At 70.5% G+C, this 20,423-nt stretch carries 17 protein-coding genes and 2 tRNA genes; 5 read left to right on the plus strand and 14 right to left on the minus strand.

Features of this window, described 5'->3' with window-relative positions:
• Window positions 1–9 precede the first annotated feature (9 nt).
• The 3 genes from thrS to ACZ6KY_RS16735 form a co-directional block, all read right to left on the minus strand.
• Window positions 10–1,986: a threonine--tRNA ligase gene (gene thrS / locus ACZ6KY_RS16725; protein ID WP_469311019.1), complete on the minus strand. Its 1,977-nt coding sequence runs from the start codon at window positions 1,984–1,986 to the stop codon at window positions 10–12.
• Between the two features lie 112 nt (window positions 1,987–2,098).
• Window positions 2,099–3,316, minus strand: a complete 1,218-nt coding sequence (locus ACZ6KY_RS16730; protein ID WP_469311020.1) for a hypothetical protein — start codon at window positions 3,314–3,316, stop codon at window positions 2,099–2,101.
• A complete protein-coding gene (locus ACZ6KY_RS16735) occupies window positions 3,313–3,879 on the minus strand; it encodes a DUF4365 domain-containing protein (RefSeq protein WP_351541617.1) in 567 nt (188 codons plus the stop codon). The genes ACZ6KY_RS16730 and ACZ6KY_RS16735 overlap by 4 nt, the downstream gene beginning before the upstream one ends.
• Window positions 3,880–4,049: 170 nt before the next feature.
• Between ACZ6KY_RS16735 and ACZ6KY_RS16740 the strand changes: the two genes are divergently transcribed.
• Window positions 4,050–4,775 carry an exonuclease domain-containing protein gene (locus ACZ6KY_RS16740; RefSeq protein ID WP_469311021.1) on the plus strand — a complete coding sequence of 242 codons (726 nt, stop codon included), beginning with the start codon at window positions 4,050–4,052 and terminating at the stop codon, window positions 4,773–4,775.
• A 66-nt stretch (window positions 4,776–4,841) separates the two neighbouring features.
• On the opposite strand, the gene ACZ6KY_RS16745 is transcribed toward ACZ6KY_RS16740, so the two are convergent.
• Together ACZ6KY_RS16745 and ACZ6KY_RS16750 are read right to left on the minus strand one after the other, a co-directional pair.
• Window positions 4,842–4,913 (minus strand) — tRNA-Val (locus tag ACZ6KY_RS16745).
• A gap of 39 nt (window positions 4,914–4,952) precedes the next feature.
• Window positions 4,953–5,399: an SRPBCC family protein gene (locus ACZ6KY_RS16750; RefSeq protein ID WP_469311022.1), complete on the minus strand. Its 447-nt coding sequence runs from the start codon at window positions 5,397–5,399 to the stop codon at window positions 4,953–4,955.
• Between the two features lie 119 nt (window positions 5,400–5,518).
• Here ACZ6KY_RS16750 and ACZ6KY_RS16755 point away from each other — a divergent pair, with 119 nt between their 5' ends.
• A complete protein-coding gene (locus ACZ6KY_RS16755; RefSeq protein ID WP_469311023.1) occupies window positions 5,519–7,951 on the plus strand; it encodes an SCO7613 C-terminal domain-containing membrane protein in 2,433 nt (810 codons plus the stop codon).
• Between the two features lie 27 nt (window positions 7,952–7,978).
• Here the strand turns inward: ACZ6KY_RS16755 and ACZ6KY_RS16760 are convergent, their stop codons facing one another.
• The 7 genes from ACZ6KY_RS16760 to ACZ6KY_RS16790 all read right to left on the minus strand — a co-directional run bounded on the left by ACZ6KY_RS16760 (window position 7,979) and on the right by ACZ6KY_RS16790 (window position 16,908).
• Entirely contained in the window at window positions 7,979–10,717 is a 2,739-nt protein-coding gene (locus ACZ6KY_RS16760) for an exo-rhamnogalacturonan lyase family protein (RefSeq protein ID WP_469311024.1), read from the minus strand.
• A gap of 101 nt (window positions 10,718–10,818) precedes the next feature.
• Window positions 10,819–11,475, minus strand: coding sequence for a hypothetical protein (locus ACZ6KY_RS16765; RefSeq protein ID WP_469311025.1), 657 nt, complete (start codon window positions 11,473–11,475; stop codon window positions 10,819–10,821).
• 1 nt (window position 11,476) lies between these two features.
• The gene (locus tag ACZ6KY_RS16770) at window positions 11,477–12,382 is read right to left on the minus strand and encodes a carbohydrate ABC transporter permease (RefSeq protein WP_469311026.1); all 906 of its coding nucleotides are present in this window, start codon (window positions 12,380–12,382) and stop codon (window positions 11,477–11,479) included.
• The gene (locus ACZ6KY_RS16775) at window positions 12,379–13,347 is read right to left on the minus strand and encodes a carbohydrate ABC transporter permease (protein WP_469311027.1); all 969 of its coding nucleotides are present in this window, start codon (window positions 13,345–13,347) and stop codon (window positions 12,379–12,381) included. The genes ACZ6KY_RS16770 and ACZ6KY_RS16775 overlap by 4 nt, the downstream gene beginning before the upstream one ends.
• Window positions 13,347–14,636, minus strand: a complete 1,290-nt coding sequence (locus ACZ6KY_RS16780) for an ABC transporter substrate-binding protein (protein ID WP_469311028.1) — start codon at window positions 14,634–14,636, stop codon at window positions 13,347–13,349. Before ACZ6KY_RS16780 ends, ACZ6KY_RS16775 begins: the two co-directional genes overlap by 1 nt.
• Window positions 14,637–16,319: 1,683 nt before the next feature.
• Window positions 16,320–16,391, minus strand: a tRNA-Val gene (locus ACZ6KY_RS16785).
• An 82-nt stretch (window positions 16,392–16,473) separates the two neighbouring features.
• Window positions 16,474–16,908, minus strand: a complete 435-nt coding sequence (locus tag ACZ6KY_RS16790; RefSeq protein WP_469311029.1) for a TIGR02611 family protein — start codon at window positions 16,906–16,908, stop codon at window positions 16,474–16,476.
• Window positions 16,909–17,099: 191 nt separating this feature from the next.
• Between ACZ6KY_RS16790 and ACZ6KY_RS16795 the strand changes: the two genes are divergently transcribed.
• Together ACZ6KY_RS16795 and ACZ6KY_RS16800 are read left to right on the plus strand one after the other, a co-directional pair.
• Complete coding sequence (locus ACZ6KY_RS16795) at window positions 17,100–17,513, plus strand: SsgA family sporulation/cell division regulator (RefSeq protein ID WP_003959770.1); 414 nt, start codon at window positions 17,100–17,102, stop codon at window positions 17,511–17,513.
• Between the two features lie 617 nt (window positions 17,514–18,130).
• Window positions 18,131–18,688 carry a CGNR zinc finger domain-containing protein gene (locus tag ACZ6KY_RS16800; RefSeq protein ID WP_469311030.1) on the plus strand — a complete coding sequence of 186 codons (558 nt, stop codon included), beginning with the start codon at window positions 18,131–18,133 and terminating at the stop codon, window positions 18,686–18,688.
• A gap of 120 nt (window positions 18,689–18,808) precedes the next feature.
• Here the strand turns inward: ACZ6KY_RS16800 and ACZ6KY_RS16805 are convergent, their stop codons facing one another.
• Entirely contained in the window at window positions 18,809–18,961 is a 153-nt protein-coding gene (locus ACZ6KY_RS16805) for a hypothetical protein (RefSeq protein ID WP_167455603.1), read from the minus strand.
• 155 nt (window positions 18,962–19,116) lie between these two features.
• Entirely contained in the window at window positions 19,117–19,563 is a 447-nt protein-coding gene (locus ACZ6KY_RS16810; protein ID WP_469311031.1) for a hypothetical protein, read from the minus strand.
• A 174-nt stretch (window positions 19,564–19,737) separates the two neighbouring features.
• On the opposite strand from ACZ6KY_RS16810, the gene ACZ6KY_RS16815 reads away from it, so the two are divergent.
• The gene (locus tag ACZ6KY_RS16815) at window positions 19,738–20,268 is read left to right on the plus strand and encodes a DsbA family protein (RefSeq protein ID WP_469311032.1); all 531 of its coding nucleotides are present in this window, start codon (window positions 19,738–19,740) and stop codon (window positions 20,266–20,268) included.
• The last annotated feature ends 155 nt before the right edge of the window (window positions 20,269–20,423 follow it).

A 20,423-nucleotide genomic window follows, 5' to 3' on the forward strand; every position in this document is an offset into this window, starting at 1 on the left:
GCCTGCCGATCAGACCTGCGCGCGCTCCTCGACGACCTTCGCGATCTTGGCGATGGCCTCGTCGAGGGGGATGCCGTTCTCCTGCGAGCCGTCGCGGTAGCGGAAGGAGACGGCACCGGCCGTCATGTCCTCGTCGCCCGCGATGACCATGAAGGGCACCTTCTGCTTCTGCGCGTTGCGGATCTTCTTCTGCATACGGTCCGAGGACGCGTCGACCTCGACGCGCAGACCCTTCTTGCGGGCCTCGGCGGCGAACTTCTGGAGGTACTCCACGTGCGCGTCGCCGATCGGGATGCCGATCGCCTGGACGGGCGCCAGCCACGCCGGGAACGCGCCCGCGTAGTGCTCAAGGAGCACGGCGAAGAACCGCTCGATGGAGCCGAAGAGCGCACGGTGGATCATGACCGGGCGCTGCTTGGAGCCGTCCGGACCGGTGTACTCCAGGTCGAAGCGCTCGGGCAGGTTGAAGTCGAGCTGCACGGTCGACATCTGCCAGGTGCGGCCGATGGCGTCCTTGGTCTGCACGGAGATCTTCGGGCCGTAGAAGGCGGCGCCGCCCGGGTCCGGGACCAGCGGGAGGCCCTGCTTCTCGGCGACCTGGCGCAGCGTCTCGGTGGCCTCTTCCCAGACCTCGTCCGAGCCGACGAACTTCTCCGGGTCCTTGGTGGACAGCTCCAGGTAGAAGTCGGTGAGACCGTAGTCGCGCAGCAGGTTCAGGACGAAGGTGAGCGTCTTGTCGAGCTCCTCCGCCATCTGCTCCTTGGTGCAGTAGATGTGCGCGTCGTCCTGCGTGAAGCCCCGGGCACGGGTCAGACCGTGCACGACGCCCGACTTCTCGTACCGGTACACGGTGCCGAACTCGAAGAGGCGCAGCGGCAGTTCACGGTACGAACGGCCGCGCGCGTCGAAGATCAGGTTGTGCATCGGGCAGTTCATGGGCTTGAGGTAGTAGTCCACGCCCTCGTCGAGCTGCATGGGCGGGTACATGCCGTCGGCGTACCAGTCCAGGTGGCCCGAGGTCTCGAAGAGCTTCCCCTTGGTGGCGTGCGGGGTGTAGACGAACTCGTAGCCCTCCTCCTCGTGCCGGCGGCGCGAGTAGTCCTCCATGACCCGGCGGATGACGCCGCCCTTGGGGTGGAAGACGGCGAGGCCGGAGCCGATCTGCTCCGGGATGGAGAACAGGTCAAGCTCGTTGCCCAGCTTGCGGTGGTCGCGCTTCTCGGCCTCGGCGAGGAAGTCGAGGTGCGCCTTCAGCTCCTCCTTGGAGGGCCAGGCGGTGCCGTAGATGCGCTGGAGCATGGGGTTCTTCTCGCTGCCGCGCCAGTACGCGGCGGCGTTGCGCATCAGCTTGAACGCCGGGATGTTGCGGGTGGTGGGCAGGTGGGGACCGCGGCAGAGGTCCTTCCAGCACAGTTCGCCGGTCTTGGCGTCGAGGTTGTCGTAGATGGTCAGCTCGCCGCCGCCCACCTCGACGTTCGCGCCGTCGTCCGAGGAGGCGGAGCCCTTGATGCCGATGAGCTCCAGCTTGTACGGCTCGGCCGCCAGCTCCTCACGGGCGTTCTCGTCGGTGACGACGCGGCGGGAGAAGCGCTGCCCGCGCTTCTGGATCTCCTGCATCTTCTTCTCGACGGCCTTGAGGTCCTCGGGCGTGAACGGCTTCTCGACGTCGAAGTCGTAGTAGAAGCCGTCCTTGACCGGCGGGCCGATGCCCAGCTTGGCGTCGGGGAAGAGCTCCTGCACGGCCTGGGCCATCACGTGCGCGGTCGAGTGGCGCAGGATGTTCAGGCCGTCCTCGGAGGAGATCTCGACGGGCTCGACCTCCTCGCCGTCCTGCACCTCGTACGCGAGGTCCCTCAGCTCGCCGGCCACGCGGGCCGCGACGATGGTGCGCTCGCCGGTGAAGAGGTCGGCGGCCGTAGTGCCCGTCGTCACCACGCGCTCTTCCCGCTCGGAATCGCGTTGGATGATCACACGGACGTCTGACACCGGACTCTCCTGACTGAAGGCGACGCCACACCACATACGACATGGCATGGCAATGCCCCGAATCCTACCGAGCCCGGGGTCCCCTCCGCGAAACGGTTGTGGACAGCCGCCGTCAGTCGCCGCTGCACGCCTCCTCGAAAAAGTCCAGGTTCTCCTGGAGCGACTTCATCAGCCGGTCCCGCTCGGCCTCGTCCACCTGTACGGGTACGACGCCGGAGGCGTCCGTGAGCCTGCGGAATCCGCCCCGGCTCTCCAGCCGCCCGTGCACCCGCACCGGCAGCCCGACCAGGTGGGCCTGGCCCGCTATCCGGTACGCCTCCTCGTCGAGGGTCATCCGGACGTGCGGGACCTCGGCTCCCGCGATGACCCGCAGCCGTACGGTGCCCTCCCCGCGCGGGCCCGACCTGCGCATCCGGACCACGGCGCCGGTGATCCGCACGGGCACGGACGGCTCCTCGCGCAGATAGCGGGCCCCCGCCTCGCGCAGCACGGACAGGTCGCCGGGTGAGAACTCGACGGGCTCGGCGGGGTTCGCGCCGCCCTCGGGGACGCCCGCGGCGGGCGACCACTCGACGGTGATCCGGGCGCCCTCGGTGCCCCGGACGAGGGCCACCAGGGCTTCCATCAGTTCATGGCTGACGCCCGCCTCGACGGCCGCGTCGAAGGCGTCCATCCCGCCGGTGGCCCGCTGGTAGTCGATGGCCTCGCGGGCGGCGCACAGCGCCTCGTGCAGCCGTACGGCGAGCGGCCGGCCGGTGGTGACGGGCACGAAGGCGGTGAGGCCGCGGCCGCCCGGTTCCGCGCCGACCAGCACGTTCTCCAGGGAGGCGCCGGCGGACCTGCGGTGACGGGCGCCGTAGTAGCCGGCACGCGCGCGGGTGGCGAGCGAGCCGGCGAGCAGCATCTGGCGGGCGGCCCCGCGCAGCTGCTCCTCGACGGTCCAGGGCGCGGCGCCCACCGGGCCGGTCGGCACGTCCCGCCACCACCGGATCTCGTCGCTGGGCACGGCGAGGCCGACGAGTACGTCGCGGGCGGACGGTGAACCGCTGCGGGCGAGCGCGACGAGCGCCTCGCCGAGGAGGTCGTCGCTGTCGGGGAAGGCCCGGTTCTCCGGCACCAGCAGGCTGGTGCCGCCGCCCCCGGGCCCGGGTGGGGTCCATCGGCCGTACCGTCCGGCCGCTCCCCCGCGGCGCTGCCAGCCGTGCCGTCGCAGCAGCGCGCCGAAGACGGCGGGGTCGACCTGGTCGGGCGTGGGCGGATCGTTCCAGAACGCTTCGGCGGGGTGCGGCCTGACCGGCCGCAGTACCTCGTCGATGGGGCGGTGTGTCATGGTCTGCCTCCCGTCCCGACCCTCGTCATGATCTCGCAGAGGGCCCGGTCGTCGAAGATCCGGGCCGTCGGAATGCGGACGGTGGTCCGGCGCCGGCCCGTGATGGCGTGCCCGGCGAGGTTGATCCAGTAGCAGCAGTGCCGCAGGTCGAGCCGGTCGTGGCTGGCGCGCAGCCAGTCGTCCTGGGATCTGGGCACGAGCATCACGACCAGGATCTTGTGCACCGAGACCGGGGTGCGCGCGAGCTTCGCCAGGTGCTCGTTGTCGAGCGTGAAGGAGAAGGCGGGTCCCGGGGGGTCGGGCGGGATCTGGTACGTGCACTTGAGCTGCACCTTGATGGTGACTTCGTCGTCGACCGTGTGCCCGGGGGCGCTGTGGCTGACGTGCCAGTCGATGCCGTTGTCCGGAAACGGCTGGGACAGTGAACAGCCCGCGGCCGCCGCGACGGCGTGCAAGTAGCCCACCTGCAAGGTCTCCATGCAGGCGGTGGTGGCGAGTGATCCGCGATGGGGTGCCGTCCGCTGGGGCAGCAGCCCGCCCCGTTCGGGCTGCGCGAGTGCCATGAGTCCAACAGCCTTCCAGGCTTGATGTATCCCCGCGACGGGTCGCTGAACTGCAAAGACCCGTACCTCTGTTGTCTCCTTCCGGCGTACGGCGCAAACAGCCCGGGTATCACCAAACAGGCAGAAGACGGCGCGTCAGCTGCCGTGGGTGAACGAGGAGTTGTGTGCGTATGACGTGCTGGTACGAGGGCCCTCTGGCCGCGTTCGACACGGAGACCACGGGCGTGGACGTCGAGACCGACAGGATCGTGTCGGCCGCCGTCGTCGTCCAGGACGCCCCGGGTTCCCGTCCGCGGGTGACCCGATGGCTGGTGAACCCGGGAGTGCCGGTGCCCGCTGGGGCGACGGCGGTCCACGGACTAACGGACGATCATCTGCAGCGCAACGGCCGCTGGCCGTCGCCCGTCATGGAGGAGATAGCCCGGGAGCTGAGTGAGCAGGCCGCGGCGGGGCGCCCGCTGGTGGTGATGAACGCCCCGTTCGATCTGACGCTGCTGGACCGGGAGTTGCGCAGGCATCGCGCCTCGTCCCTCGACCACTGGTTCGAGGCGGCCTCGCTGCGCGTGCTCGATCCCCGCGTCCTCGACAAGCATCTGGACCGCTATCGCAAGGGCCGCCGCACCTTGACGGATCTGTGCGCGCACTACGACGTGGTGCTGGAGGGCGCGCACGACGCGGCGGCCGACGCGCTGGCCTCGATGGAGGTCGTCCGTGCGGTGGGGCGCCGTTTCTCGGCGCGTCTGGAGCGGCTGTCGCCGTCCGAGCTGCACACGCTCCAGGCGGTGTGGCACGCGGCACAGGCGCGCGGGCTGCAGGCCTGGTTCGCGCGCAGCGGTACACCGGAGGCGGTGGATCCGGCGTGGCCGCTGCGCCCGGATCTGCCGGCGGCGGCCTGACCGGGCGCGATGCCGGCGAGGACAACGAAAAACCGGTCCGTCGATGACGGACCGGTCTTCTCCGGGTGGGCGATACTGGGTTCGAACCAGTGACCTCTTCGGTGTGAACGAAGCGCTCTCCCACTGAGCTAATCGCCCGGGAACGGACTGAACAATACAGGTCCCGGCGGGTGGGGTTCAAACCGCTTCGAGATGAGCCCTCAGTCCACGCCGTCCCGCCCGCATCATCAGGGCGTGGTTGGCGCGGAAGAAGGGGCGTCCCGGCACGGCGAGCCGCCGCAGCAGCGGCGTGGTGACCCGCACTTCCTGGTCGTAGTGGGCGCGCGTTCCCGGTCCGGCCGCGTCGAAGGTCCAGCGCGCCCAGCCCTCCAGGTCGCCGGACATCGCCATCTCCAGGACGCCGGCCGCCGGGTCCCGGCGCGCCGCGCGGGCGGTGATGGTGATGTCGTACGGCAGGACCGAGCGGATCCGGATGACGCCGGTCCGGTCGTCGACGGGGGTCACCTCGCGCACCTGGGGCCACCAGCGCGGATAGTTCTCGGCCCGCTCCAGGACCGTGTAGACGTCCGTCGGCGGCGCGGGCAGCTCCCACACGGCGTGAAAGCGGTAGTGGCTCCAGTCCATGGACCGAGTGTGCCCACCGGCGGGCCGGATGTACCGGCCCGTGTCCGTCCGTCGATCTGAGTACGGCGTGAGTACGCGCGCTCATGCCCGGGGACATGACCGGGACCACACTCCGGTGTATGTCCCAGATCCCTTCCCCGGCCGAGGAGTTGCGGCTGCTCGACACCGAGCTGCGGCAACTCGACGCCCGCCGGGCCGTGTTGCTGACCCGCCGCGCCTGGCTGGTCCACGCGCTCCAGCCACCGCCCGTACGGACCGCGCCCCCGGCGTTCCCGGCCCGTCGGCCGGAGACCACGGCGCCCGGGGTGCAGAACGCGCTCCTGCTCCTCGGCGGCGTCCTGCTGACCATCGCCGCCGTCGCGTTCACGCTCGTCGGCTGGGGGCACTTGGGAATCGCGGGGCGTTCGCTGGTGCTCGGCGCGGTGACGCTGGCCGCGCTCGGCGCGCCCGTGTTCCTGCTGCGGCGCGGGCTGCGCGCGACGGCCGAGGCGCTGGCGGGGCTCGGCCTCGCGCTGACGGTCCTGGACGCGTACGCGCTGTACGCGGTCGCGCTCCCCCGCACGGACGGCGTGGCCTACGCGGCGCTCGCGTCGGCGGCGCTGGCCGCGGTGTGGACGGCGTACGGACTCGCGACGGGCGCGCCGCTCCGGACGGCGGGACGACGGACGGCCACCACACGCGACACCGGCGCCCCCGGCGTGCGGCCGTCGCTGTGGCTGCCGTTGCCCGCCGCCGTGGTCGCCGCGCAGTCGCCGCTGCTCCTGTGGGCGGTGGCCGCCGCCGCGGGTGCGCACGCCGTCACGGCCACTCTGCTGGTCACGGCGGCGTTCGACGCGGCGCTCGCGCTGCGCACGCCCCTGACGTCCGTCCGTGTCGTCGCCGCCGTCGGGGCGTACGGGACGGGCGGCTGCGGCACCTTCGCCGCCGGCTGGCTGTCGTTGACGGCCGCCGGCCCGAGCGCCGCCGCCCGTGCGGCGGCGCTCCTCCTCCTTGCCGCGTCGATCGCGCTGGCAGTGGCGTGGCGCACTCCGAAGCCGGGCGTCGCGACGGGCGCCGCGACGGCCGGGGGCCTGATCTCCGTCGTCGCGTTCGGCGGGGTGCTGCGCGTGTCCCTGCCGGGCGAGTGGACGGTTCCCGGTCATCTGGTGTGCGGGATCGCCCTGTTGGCCGTCGTGAGGACGGGAGCTCCGGCGCCGGTACGCCGTGGGACCGCCCTGGCCGCCGGCTGCGTGGGGGTCCTCTCCGTGGCGTGGGCGCTGCCCGTGGTCGTGATCACCCTGCTGGGACCGGTCGGCCGGACGGGCTCCGTCTGGTCCGGCGCCCCGGCGAACGCGCGGGACGCCGTGACGAGCGGCCTGCCCTGGCCCTGGGACGCGGCCACGGCCCCGCTCGTTCTCGCGCTCGTCGCCGCGGTCCTGACGGTGGCCGTCCGCGCCACCGCGTGGCGTCCGCACGCCGTCGTCTGCGCGCTGACACTGACCTGGGCGACCGTGTTCGTCCTCCCGGCGACCCTCGAACTCCCTTACGCGACAGGGCTGTCCGTGCAAGGGCTCACCACGGTGGCCCTGCTCGGGTACGCGCGCCGGACGCACCCCTCGGTCACCGCGCCAGTGCTGGCCCTGCTCACTTCCCTCAGCCTCGCGTTCCTCGCGCTGGCCTCCGAGACCGCGACCCTGACCGTGCTCGCCGCGCTGGCCGTCCTGTTCGCGGCGGCCGCCGTCCGGCCCGCCCGGCGGCCCGGCCTCGGCCCGGTCGTGGCACCCGCGGCGCTCGGGTACGCGACGGCCCTCGCCTGCGCGACGGGCGCCTCCCTCGGTCTTCAGCCCCAGCACACCGCGCTCCTCGTGCTGGTCGTGCCCGTGGTCGCTGCGCTGCTCGCGGCACGCGTCGAGGACGGACCGACGACCGTGTCGGTGGAGGTCACCGGTGCCCTCGCGGGGCTGCTCGCCATCGCGCTCACGGTGGCCGAACCGGCCATGCTCGCCACGGTCCTGGCCCTGTGCGGGGTGATCGCCGCCGGGACGGCCGTACGGGAGGACCGGCGCGCCGTCGGATACGCGGCCGGGGTCCTGTTCGTCCTGGCCGCCTGGGTACGCCTCGCGGCCTGGGGCGTCGGCTCGCCGGAGGCGTACACGCTGCCGGTGACCGTTCCGGCGCTGCTCGTGGGCGCGTTCAGGCGCCGCGAGGACCCGGCGGTGTCGTCGTGGACGGCGTACGCGCCGGGCCTGTCCGTGACACTCGTGCCGGGCCTGTTCGCGGCGTGGGGCGACGCGCACTGGCTCCGTCCTCTGCTGCTGGGCGCGGCGGCGCTCGCCGTCGCCCTGCTGGGTGCCCGGCATCGCCTGAAGGCTCCGCTGGTGCTGGGCGGCAGCGTGCTCGTCCTGGACGCTCTGCACGAACTCGCCCCGTACGTGATCCAGTTGGTGGACGCGCTCCCCCGTTGGACGCCTCCCGCACTCGCCGGTCTGCTGCTGCTCGCGCTGGGTGCCACGTACGAGCAGCGGATCCGCGACGCACGGCGGGTGCGGGAGGTCCTGGGGAGGATGGGCTAGCGACCGGTCACCGGGGAGCGGGAGCGGTCACGAGGGCATCCTGTCGCCGAGGAGCGCGAGGTTCTCGATGGCGGCGAGGCCGTACAGCGCCGTGTCGTTCGTGTAGACCCAGTCGGCCTCGCTGCCCGGCACCAGCGTGACGGGACCGCTCAGCTTCTCCGTCTTCCAGGGCGAGGACTCGGTGTAGCCGTCCGAGCTGTAGAACTTCGTCCAGGCGCGGGTGGCGAGGGCCGCCTCGCCGGTCTGCACGGCGGCGTACGCGTCGAGTCGCGAGTGGCCCTGGAAGAGCAGCAGGGTGCCGAAGTTGGTGCCGTAGCGGGCCGCCTGCTCGGCTTTGGTGGCGTTGAAGTAGCGGCAGTAGTCGAGGTACGCCCCCTTGAAGGCGGGCATGTCGACGAGGTCGATGAGTTCGGCGCACAGTTCGTTCAGGCCGAAGACCGCGGAGAGGTGCGAGACGCCGACCACGGGCTCCGTGGCGACGGCGAACCGGCCGGTGTCGAGGTCGTACAGCCCGGAGCCCTGGACGAATCCGTTGGGCTGCGCGGCGATGGTCTCCATCGTCGACAGGACGCGTGCCTTGGCCTTCTCCCACTTGGGGCCCTTGCGCTCCCACTCGGTCAGCCACGCCGAGACGAGCCCGCTCCAGTCGGTGCCGAAGCCGATCGACAGGGCGTGCCGGTCGGGCGTGTAGGGCTCGGTGCGGATCTTGCGGATCGGGTCGAGGACGAGGAAGGTCTCGTCGGAGTCGACGTTGGCGTGCATGAGGTCGCCGACGCGCTCGTCGGCGGTGAGGAAGTAGTAGTAGCGCCGGTAGGTGGTGTTGGCGATGCGCTGCTGTTTGGCGCTGTCGGCGTAGTGCTGCACCCCGTGCCGGGTGCCGAGACCCGCCCACTGGCCGAGGTGGTAGACGTCGACCTCGCCGGTGTGCCGGGTCATCGCCTCGGCGAAGCGGAAGATGTCCGCGCGGCCGCTGCGCAGGTACGCGAACCACAGCCAGAGGTCCGGCGACAGCTCGGAGTTGTCCCAGGCGTAGCCGCCGATGTCGTAGCGCCACTGGTGCCGGACCGGGTCGTACGAGTGCATGATGTCGCCGTAGTCCCAGAAGCCGTACCAACGGCGCATCTCCACCTGGTCCTTGTAGTAGGTGAAGAGGAAGTCGAGGTGGTCCTCGATCTTCGCCTTGGCGGGTGTCGACCGGTCGGGCTCGGAATAGAGCCCCGGGCCGAAGACCTTCGCCTTGATCAGTTGCCTGGGCGGTGCGGCGAGCTGCGGCAACACGCTTACGGCATCGATCTGTTCGGCGAGTTTCTCGGGCGTGGGTGTCGACTCGTTGGCCCAGAAGAGGAGTTCGGAGGTACGGGCGATGCCGTAGGGGGTGCCGAAGCCCGGCTCGTAGTCCTCGTAGGTGATGTTGAGGCCTTCGAGCTGTTCGGCGTACGTGTCCTGGCCCATGCCGTCGTGGTAGAAGCGCAGGTCCATGGGCCGGGCCTCGGGCGACCAGAGCCAGAGGGTGACCTCGGCCTCGTCGGTGTGGGCGTCACGGATGTCGAGCTGGGCGGGGAACTTCTCCCAGAAGTCCCGCAACCCGAAGGAGAATCCGCCGCTCGGCCCCCCGACGTAGCCGAAGCCGGAGGCTCGCCGGCCGCCGCCTGCGCCGATCCAGCCGTACCCCTTCTTGGTGCGCTTGCGCAGGGTGAAGCCGTCGGCGGAGAGCTGGGAGAGGGTGTAGTCGCCCCACTCGGGGATGTACTGGAGCCGGGTGGTGACGCGCTGGTCCCAGGTGGACGGGTCGGCGAGCTTCTCGCCCGCGAACTGGGCGGCCTGGACGGCGGCTCCGGGGTCGCGGCGCAGCCCGGTGACGCCCTTGACCGCCTCGCGGAGCAGACCGGTTCCGTCGCCGCCGATCCGGATGTGCCGGTCGTACGCTGCGTCCCGCATCGGCACGGTGAAGCGGACGCCGAGCCCGCGGACGAAGTCGCCGCTGCTCTTCCCCGGCTCCTGCTTTCCGTCGAAGGTGATCGTGTGCACCATGCGGAAGGAGTCGGCGCCGGCGTAGAAGTACAGGCGGACCGAGAACGGCAGCCAACTCCTGTCGCCCTTGCGGTGCTTGCCGTCGATGCGGACGACGGCCCGTACCGGGCCCTCCTGTTCGACCTCGACTTCGGAGATCGCGCTCTCGAAGCGTTCGAACTTCTCGGCGCCCTGGTCCTCGTCCTCGATCTCCGGCTGGCGGACGAGGACGAGGCGGCCGTTCCTGGCGATCTCGGTCGTGCCGCGCGTCACGGACTTGACCAGTGTGGAGCCGCTCTTGCCGATCTTCGCGGTGATGACGCCGGTCGATATGCCGATGGTGCCGCCGCTCTTGTCGACGGTGACCTCGTGCTCCGGCGCGGCGGGTTCCCCGGCGGTCAGCGTGAGTTTGCCCGCGTCCGAACTCACGGCGTGCGCGGTCCACTTGAGGGAGCCGTCCGGCCAGTAGGCGATCGGCCAGGACTGTACGGGGACGGCCTTGCCGTCCGCGTCCGTGAGCGCGAACGCCTGGTCCTGCTGATAGGCGCCCCTCGGCCAGGGCACACCGACGGTGGAGCCGGGGGCGGCGCCGAGGCCGCCGTCCTCCAGCCAGTCCAGGGTCACCGGGTCCGCGTCGTCGGTCCCGGCTCTGGGGGCGGCCTGCGCGTTCGTGGTTCCGAGGGCCCAGCTGAACTGCGCGGCGGCTCCGGCGACGGCGGCCGCCTTGAGAAGCGACCTGCGAGGGATGGGAGACATGACCTTTCCTTTCCTTACGAGATGGTCAGGGGCATGACAGATATGAGGGCATGACGGAGCGGGGCCGGGCGCTCGGTGCTCCGGCCCTCGGGAGTGCGGGCTCAGCGGCGTCTCCACCGCTCCTCGACGGCGACGGCCGCCGCGGCCACGGCCCCGAGGACGGGGACCGCCAGCGGCGCGACGATCAGCGCGGAGCAGACCACCACGGCCAGCCCGCCGATGAGCAGGAAGGACCCGGCGGGATCCAGGACGGTACGGCGCCCGGCGTCCGCGAGCAGGTCGCGCCAGGCCGCCCCCGGCTCCCAGACCGCGGCCGCGCGCAGTCCCGCGACGGCTCCCCCGATCAGGGCGAAGAGCCCGACCGCCCCGACGAGCGGACCGCCGGGGATTCCGGCGCGCACGGCCTGGACGTCCACCCAGACCGCCGTGGCCCCGGCCCATCCGGCGACGCCGACGAGCCAGCCGGCCCGTACGGCAGCCCGGAAGTCGGCCACGAACTCCCGCCATCCGCCGGCCTCATGAGCCGTACGCCGGCGCAGATGCCGGGCGCCGGCCGCGAACGCGGCGGGAACGGTGACCAGGGGCAGTGAGGCAACCGCGATCCACACACCGGTCAGCAGACACTCCGCGAAGACGGCGAACCTCTCGGCGAGGACGGATTCCCGGGGCGCCCTGCGGGACTTCGCGGCCTGCTTCGTGCGGGACCGGCGCGCGGGCGGTGCCGCCGCGGCACGGGCCCTCGGCTGGGTGACGGTCATGTCAGCCCTTCAGTCCGGACGTCGCCATACCGTCGATCAGATACCGCTGGAAGGCGAGGAAGAAGAGGAGTACGGGCAGCAGCGCCACCAGTGACATCGCGATCATGCCGCCGTAGTTGGCGATTCCCTCCTGGTCTCGGAACATCATCATGCCGAGCGAGACCGTGTACTTGCCGGGCTCGTTGAGGTAGATCAGCGGGCCCATGAAGTCGTTCCAGGCGTTGATGAACGTGAAGATCGCGCTGGTGATGAGGGCGGGGCGGCACAGCGGCAGCACGATCGACCAGTAGATCCGCAGATGCCCGCAGCCGTCGAGCCGCGCCGCCTCGTCCAGTTCGCGCGGCAGGTTCCGCATGAACTGCACCATGAGGAAGACGAAGAACGCCTCGGTGGCCAGGTACTTGCCGATCAGCAGCGGCACATAGGTGTTGACCAGCCCCGCCTTCTGGAACATCACGTACTGCGGAATGAGCAGCACGTGATACGGCAGCAGGAGCGTGCCGATCATCAGCGAGAAGAGCAGGTTCCGCCCGGCGAACCGGATCTTGGCGAAGGCGTACGCGGTCAGCGAGCAGGAGATCAGGATGCCGACGACGGAACCGAGCGCGTAGAAGAGGGAGTTCTGGAAGAAGGTGGCGATCGAGATGTCGGCGATGCCGTTGGCCAGCCCCTTGAAATTGGCGAGGATCGGGCTGGTCGGGAACAGTCGCAGGCTGCCGATGATCTCGCGGCTCGGCTTGAACGAGGCGCCGAGGACCCAGAGCACGGGATAGAGGACGACCGCGAGGACCAGCAGGGCCCCGAGGTGCCAGGCGAGCGAGCCGGCGCGCCTGCGTCCGGGCGTCCGTGCGCGTCCCGAAGTCGTGGCGGCGACGGAGCCGAGTACCTTGCCGGTGATGCCGCTCATCGGGCGCCCTCCTCGTAGTGCACCCAGCGCTTCTGCGACCAGAAGAGGACGGCCGTCACCAGCGCGACGGCGAGCAGCAGCATCCAGGCCATGGCGGACGCGAAGCCCATCTGGGACTCCTTGAAGCCCTTTTGGTACAGGTAGCAGGTGTAGACGAGCGTGGCGTCGGCCGGACCGCAGGTGGTGTTGGAGACCACGTACGCCGAACCGAAGATCTGGAACGAGTGGATGGTCTCCAGGAGCACGTTGAAGAACAGCACCGGGGAAATCATCGGCAGTGTGATGCTCCAGAACCTGCGCAGCGGTCCCGCGCCGTCCACCTCCGCCGCCTCGTACAGCTCCTTCGGCACCTGTTTGAGCCCGGCCAGGAAGATGACCATGGGGGCGCCGAACTGCCAGACGGTGAGCGCGACCAGGCTGTAGAGCACCCAGCCCGGGTCGCCGACCCATCCTCCGGTGTGGAGGCCGAGGAACGACTGCGTACGGTCCACGACGGCGTCGTCGGAGAACAGCGCGCGCCAGACGAAGCCGACCGAGACGCTCGCGCCGATGAGCGACGGGGCGTAGAACGCGGCCCGGTAGACGGCCTGGCCGCGGCGGCTCTGGGCGAGGAGCAGGGCCACGCCGAGCGCCAGCGACAGTTTGAGCGGCGTGCCGATGACGACGTACTTCGCCGTCACCTCGACGGACTTCTGCCACCGGGGGTCGTCGAACATCGTGGTGAAGTTGTCGAAGCCGATCCACCGCGGCGAATCGAAGAGGTTGTAGTCAGTGAAGGCGAAGTAGAGGGAGGCGGCCATCGGGCCCGCGGTCAGCAGCAGGAAGCCCGCGATCCACGGCGACATGAAGAGATAGCCGGCGAGATCGTCCCGGCGTCCCCGGCGCCTTTCGGCGGTGGGGGCCGGGGGGCGTGTCTCCGGCGCGTCGGGCGGAGAGTCCTTGACGAGCGTCACGGCGGTTCCCATCAGGCGGCGAGGGCGGTCTTCGCCTCGGAGAAGAACTGCTTCACCGCGTCGGAGACCTTGGTGGTGCCCTGCGACATGTCACCGCCGATGCGCAGGAAGGCGGATTCGACGGTGTCGGCACCGGCCGGGTGCGGGGTGATCGTGCCGAGTACGCCGGCCGCGGCGACATCCTGCTCGTACCGCGCGATGGCCTTGCTGGGAGCGTCGGACGGCTGGAACGCGTCGAACTGCTCGGTGGTGGCGAGGATCCCCCGGTCGTAACCCATGATCTTGCCGACCTCGGGGTCGTGGACCATGAAGTCGATGAACCGGGCGACTTCCTTGGGGTGTTTGGTGTGCGCGGAGGCACTGAGCATCAGGGAGGCGAGGTACTGGCCGGTCTGCTTGCCGTCGGTCGTCGGGATCGGCGCGAGGCCGTAAGTGCTGTCACCCTCGGCCGTGTAGCGGACCGTGAAGTTGTCCCAGGTGAACTCGGAGGCCGCGTGGCCCGCCGAGAGCGAGGACTTGGGCTTGTCCTGCTCGACCCGCTTGGGATCGGTGATGATGCCGGCCTTCACGCGGTTGTAGCCGTCGGTCCACCACTCCGTCAGATCGGCCTCGTCGAAACCGAGTCCGTCCTTGGTGAAGAACGCCTTGCCGTTCTGCCGGAGATAGAGGTCGTACAGGTACATGATGCTGAAGTACCCGGTGTCGCCCGCCACTTTCTGGGTGTCGTGAATCTTCTTGAGCGCGGCGAAGTACTCGTCCCAGGTCCAGCCCTGCTTCGGCTTGATGCCCGCCTTCTCGAACACCTTCTCGTCGACGACAAGTGACATGGTGTTGGATCCGACCGGAATGCCGAGCTGCTTTCCGTCGACCTGACCGACCTTCTCGACTCCGGCGCGGAAGTTTTTCAGGCTGAGATTTCCGGCGTCTATCTGGGACTTGAGGTCGAGCAGGATCCCTCGCTTGTCGTACTTCCGCAGGAATCCAACAGCGTTCTGGAATACGTCCGGCGGATTTCCGCCCGCGGCCTGGGTCTGGAACTTCTCCCAGAAGGCCACATAATCCTGGAAGTCCGTCTGCACCTTGATCTTCGGATACTTCTTCTCGAAGAGCGCGATGGACTGGTTGATCCGCTTCGCCCGCTCGTCCGCGCCCCACCAGGCGTAGCGGATCGTCACCGTCCCGTCCCCGGCGCCACCGCTGCCCCCTCCGCAACCCGTCGCCGCGGCCAGCCCCAGCGTGGCCAGCGAAGCTCCGGCCGCCTTGAGGACCGTCCGCCTCTCGACACTCCCGTTGTTTCCCACTGTCGGGCCTCCCCGCCACGTCGACGCCACTGCATGAATCGTTTCAAGTAAGCGCTTGCTGGCACAAACTACGGAGGGGTTCCGGGCGCGTCAATGATTCGGACAGGAATTGATGAGCGCCGCTCGGATCCCGTCGCAATGGGCCCCGTGGCGGAGTCGGCGCACACGAAGCCGAGTACGCAGGTCGGGCGTACGCGGTCGACCTGCCGAACATTCCCTGGGGGTCGGGGCGGGGTTGGCGCGCGGCTGAAAACGTACTACCGCGAGGGGTCCTGACGGGGTGTCGGCGAGGGGCGGGGGAACGGAGCGTGAGGGGTGGCGGGCTCCGGGGTGGGTCGACCGGGACGGGTAACCGGGTCGGAAGGGTCGGCTCACGCCTGCCGATGGGTCGATCAGGTGGGTCCAAGTCGGGGCGGAATGAACCGAGTCGGCGTGCTCTGTCTGATTCAGCCCGGTCCGGACGGCGCCGCCCGGATTGACGGTCGGCTGGGTGCAGGTCGGCGCGGAGCGAGCCCTGTTGGGTCGGCCGGCGGGGCTCGGCCGGGCTCGGCCGGGCTCGGCCGGGCTCGGCCGGGCTCGGCCGGGCTCGGCACGGCTCGGCCGGGCTCGGCACGGCTCGGCCGGGCTCGGCACGGCTCGGCCGGGCTCGGCACGGCTCGGCCGGGCTCGGCACGGCTCGGGGGCAGACCGGACCGGTCTCCGCCTTCCCGCAGCACACGGTTTGCCCCAAGTCGCCCTCGCCCAGGTAGCGCGCCTCTGGCGACGCAGCCTTGCGGCGCAGTTCCGGCGGCGCCGTTCTGCCGAGCCGTCCTGCCAGGGCAGCCCTGGTGGCGCAGCCCGGCTCGGCTCAAGAGCCATGGGTCATGGGTCATGGGTCATGGGTCATGGGCCAGAGGGGTGTTCGCTGATGCGCCGGCGCGGCCAGGACGCCCGTCGGAACGCCCCGGGGGCGGCGCAGGGGACTCAGGGGGCAAGCGTCGAGGTGTCGTTCGGCGACGGCGACCACACCAGACGGGTCATCCGATGCGAGCCAGGCGCCGAGATGTTCGTACGCGCCAGAGCGGGCCGCCGGGACATCCGGTCCCCACCGATCAACGCAGGTCAGGCGGCTGCCGTGCGCATCCGGCGGACCGCGGTCCGGCACCGTGCGGCGGCAATCGCGCGCCGCACCCGACAGGCCCGCCCGCCGCACCGAGGGGCCTTCGCGCCGGGCCACGAACTCATGACGCCGGCATGACATACCGAGGCACCCACCCCCACGCCCGCCCCACGTGTCATACGAAAGCTCCGGCCCGCACGCCGATCCCTGCGGGCCGGACAACGCGATCACCGCAAGCATCCCGAACCGACACGGTCGACTCGGCTTGGCACCCCTGGCGGTCGACATCACCCCGCCAACCGCTCGCACTCACGCGACACCAGCGACAACAGCGCCGAGGCAGCGGCGATCCGTCGCACCCCGGGACCGGAGATCCAGACCGTGGACAGGGGCAGCGCGCCTCGTGAGCGGGGTGGGTCCGGCGACACCGGGCGGCGGGTGTCACCGCCCGAGCCCGGGGCACGGACCCTCGATCGCTCCGTCCCGGCCCGGAGCTGGGCCTTCGACCGGTTCATCCCGGCCGTGCGACAACGAAAACGGCCCCGGTCCACGGTGTCGTGGGCCGGAGCCGTCTGTCGTATGTGTGGGCGATACTGGGTTCGAACCAGTGACCTCTTCGGTGTGAACGAAGCGCTCTCCCGCTGAGCTAATCGCCCGGGCGCAGGGAGAACATTACCCCATGTCAGGGGATGGCTTCGACCAGCGGAGACGGCTCGAAGGAGGCCCTGACAGGCCTCGTCACTGCTTGACGTTCCACGGCATCACGACGCCGAACTTCCAGAGGTACACGCCGACCAGGGCGGCGACGATCACGAGGCCGATGGTGGTGAGGATGATGTTGCGGCGCCGGACCTTGGGGTCGAGCGCCCGCTGCGTGGCCTCCGTGACCTTGCGCTTCGTCCAGCGGAGCACCAGTTGGGCCCAGACGAACTCGGTCGCCCAGATCGCCATGCCGCCGAAGATCACCAGCCAGCCGGGACCCGGCAGCGGAAGCATGACCACGCCGGCGGCGACCACCGCGAGCCCGACGACGAAAACGCCCACCTGCCAGCTCACGTGCAGCGCGCGGCGCGCCTTGATGAATTGCGGCGCCCTCGAACCGAGCGCTCGCTCATTCTTCGCCTCGTCGTCCGCCATGGCGACCTCGCCCGGCTCGTCACTCCCCGTATTCATACGACCAAACCCTACCCGAGAGAAACCAGTCACCGGAATGGCCCTATCCGGAGAACGCGCCCTCGGCCGGATGAGTTACATAAAGACACGCAAAACACTCAGAGGGGTTTACAACGGCACCGTAGGTGGCATGTCGATTTCGCCGACGTGCGAATCCCCGAGCGCACACTGAGCGAAAGGCCCTGGCGCTTATGAACACCACGGTCAGCTGCGAGCTGCACCTGCGCCTCGTTGTGTCGAGCGAGTCCTCACTGCCTGTACCCGCAGGACTGCGGTATGACACGGCCGATCCCTACGCCGTGCACGCCACCTTCCACACCGGAGCCGAGGAAACCGTCGAGTGGGTGTTCGCCCGCGACCTCCTCGCCGAGGGCCTGCACCGGCCCACCGGTACCGGCGACGTCCGAGTCTGGCCGTCCCGAAGCCACGGCCAGGGCGTCGTATGCATCGCCCTGAGCTCTCCGGAGGGTGAAGCCCTGCTCGAAGCCCCCGCGAGGGCCCTGGAGTCATTCCTGAAGCGAACGGACGCAGCCGTGCCGCCCGGCACGGAACACCGGCACTTCGATCTCGACACGGAGCTCTCACACATCCTGGCCGAGAGCTGACGCGTCACCACAGAGCCGCCCGGCGCCGTCCACTCGGGGAGACGGCTCGGGCCCAGACAACCGCACAGGGAAGGCAGCGGCGCCGCCGCCGCGGAAGTCCGCGGCGGCGGCGCCGCTGCGCGTCCACCGACCCGCCCCCAGAGCCGGCCGCCACCACCGGCCCGCCTGGCCAACGGCCGGACACCTCCGTCCGCCGACCTGCCCCGCAGCCGCCACCTCCGTCCACGGACCTGCCCCAGTAACCGGGCACCTCCCTCCGCCGCCCAGCTCCCCCAGCCGGGCACCTCTCCATGCGCCTGCCCCACGGCCCGGCTCTCCTCCACTCACCCGCTACACGGCCCTGGCACCCCCTCTGCCGACCAGACCCACGGCCGAGCGCAGTACCCCCCGCTCCCCCGTGGGCACCGTCTCGCTCACGCTCAGGCGGCACTCCCTCCCCTCGCGCACCGCCCTCCGGGCCGCCCCCAGGAACTCGGCCGCTCGCCCCGGCAGGCCCTTCCGGGCGTGGGCTCCGCGGTCCGTGGCACCGTGACCGTCTCCGCCGCGCCGGGAAGCCACTACCATCGGCCAGCATCAGGCGGGCGCCCTCGCCCGACCCCCAGGCCAGGGAGCGAAACGTGCTGATCACCCACGACACCCGGTGCGCGCTCGACGCCGTGGTGGATCTGGTGAACACCGCACCGGAGGACGAGACGGCGGACGGACTCGCCGATGTGTCGTCCCTCGCCGATTTCGTACGAAAGCACGAGATCAGCGATGTCGGTGTGCTGTCGGAGCGTGATCTCGCGGCCGTACACGACGTTCGCGGCCTGTTCGCGAGGATCTTCGCCGCCGACGATCCGCGCGTCGCCGCCTCGCTCATCAACGAACTGGTCGCCGCCGCCGGCACCACGCCCCGGCTGACGGACCACGACGGCTACGACTGGCATGTCCACTACTTCGCGCCGGGCGCCTCGGTCGCCGACCACCTCGCGGCCGACTGCGGGATGGCGCTGGCCTTCTTCGTCGTCGCAGGAGAGCAGGAGCGACTGCGCCGCTGCGAGGCCCCTGACTGCCGACGGGCCTTCGTCGATCTCTCCCGCAACCGCTCCCGTCGCTACTGCGACAGCCGCACCTGCGGGAACCGGCTCCATGTCGCCGCCTACCGGGCGCGCCGCAAGGAAGCCGCGGGCTGACGGGCTCACGCCAAAGGGATCGCGGCGATCACGACGATCACAGCGATCTCAGAGATGTTCTCCGGAGGGGCCGGACCGACGGAGCCCTCGGCGGGTGACGCCAGGGGCTCCGTGTACAGCTCAGAGCAGCAGCAGGTCGTGCAGCGAAGCCATGAGCAGCAGACAGCCGATCACCGCAAGGAAGATCATCAGCGGCGGCTGGGAGAGCGCGAAGAGACAACCGCGCCGCTCCTCGGGCGGAGCAGCGGTGTCGCTCGTTGTTGTGTCCAGCATCTCGCGGGCGATGATGACGCAGAGGGCACCGGCTCCGCGATCAACACGCCCGGAATATACGGGAGTTCGCTGGATCATGTGACGGGCGCGCTCGAACGTGAACGGTTCCGCGCGTTCCCTGCGACACGCGTGCGATCTTGTGTCGCCTCAGCCGGTCATATGCCGTGCTTCTTCAGGATCGCCTCGATGTCGCTGAAGTCGTCCCCGGAGCCCTTCGCCCGAGGTGTCGCGGCCGGCCGGGTGGCGACGCCGCCGCCCTGGCCCAGCGAGGGGGCCGAAGCCGCGGGAGCCACCGCATCGCGCTCGGCGGCGGCCTTCGCGGCCTTGCGTTCCTTCCGCGTCCCGCCGCCGCGCCGCTCCACGGCGCGGGTGATCATGAACAGCGCCCAGGCGCCGCCGAGCACCACGAAGCCGGCCCACGCGGTCGGGCTGAACGCGGTGTCCGCCAGCCAGCCGACCACTCCGGTCATGACCAGGCCGATCGGAACCAGGGAGTAGGCGGCTATGCGAGCGGCCCTCAGGAAACGCTTGCGGTAGGCCGTCACCGCGGCGATGCCCAGGCCGGCGACGGAGACGGCGGAGCAGACGGTCTCTGCGATCATTCCGGTCCTCCAGGCAGGGCTCGGTGGGACAAGGCCTCGTTCGTCCCTTCCATCCTGCACCGTCACATGCCCGGTATGCCATGGTCCGGGCAGACCTCAGGGACATCTCGGGGTCGCGGTCCTCCCCAGGTCCCGGTTGAGCCGCCCCCTCACGGGGCTGGGAGACTGGATCCCATGAACGACTCCTCCGACTCCTCCACCCCGCGTCCGGCCCCCGCCGTCCTGGACGTCTGGTGTGAGCTCCAGTGCGCCGACTGCCGTGGCGCCCTCGCCGACCTGCGCGCGCTGCGTGCCCGCTACGGCGACCGTCTGGAGCTGCGGCTGCGGCACTTCCCCCTGGAGAAGCACAAGCACGCCTTCGCCGCGGCGCAGGCCGCCGAGGAGGCCGCCGAGCAGGGCAGCGCCTGGCCGTACATCGAGGCCGTGCTCGGTCGCGTCGAGGAGCTGGACCGCAGGGGCGAGGCCGTCCTGGTCGAGGTCGCGCGGGAACTCGGCCTGGACGCCGAGGAGTTCGACACGGCCCTGATCGACGGCCGGCACATCCTGATCGTCGACGCCGACCAGGCCGAGGGCAAGGCGATCGGCGTCACCGGCACCCCGACGTACGTCATCGGCGATGAGCGTCTGGACGGCGGCAAGAGCCAGGAGGGACTGCGCGAGCGGATCGAGGAGATCGCCGACCGGCTGCTCGCCGAACAGGCCTGACCCACACGCCGAGCCGCTGGACCGCCCTGCCGCAAAGGCGCCTTGAAGAGGGGCGCCTTGAGGAACCAAGGGGCCGTGCCGAGCCGAGCACTCCTTGAACAGCCAAGGGTTCCTTGAACGGCCAAGGAGTGCCTTGAAGAACCATGGGTTCGTTG

It is taken from the genome of Streptomyces sp. NPDC042002, from assembly GCF_055588305.1.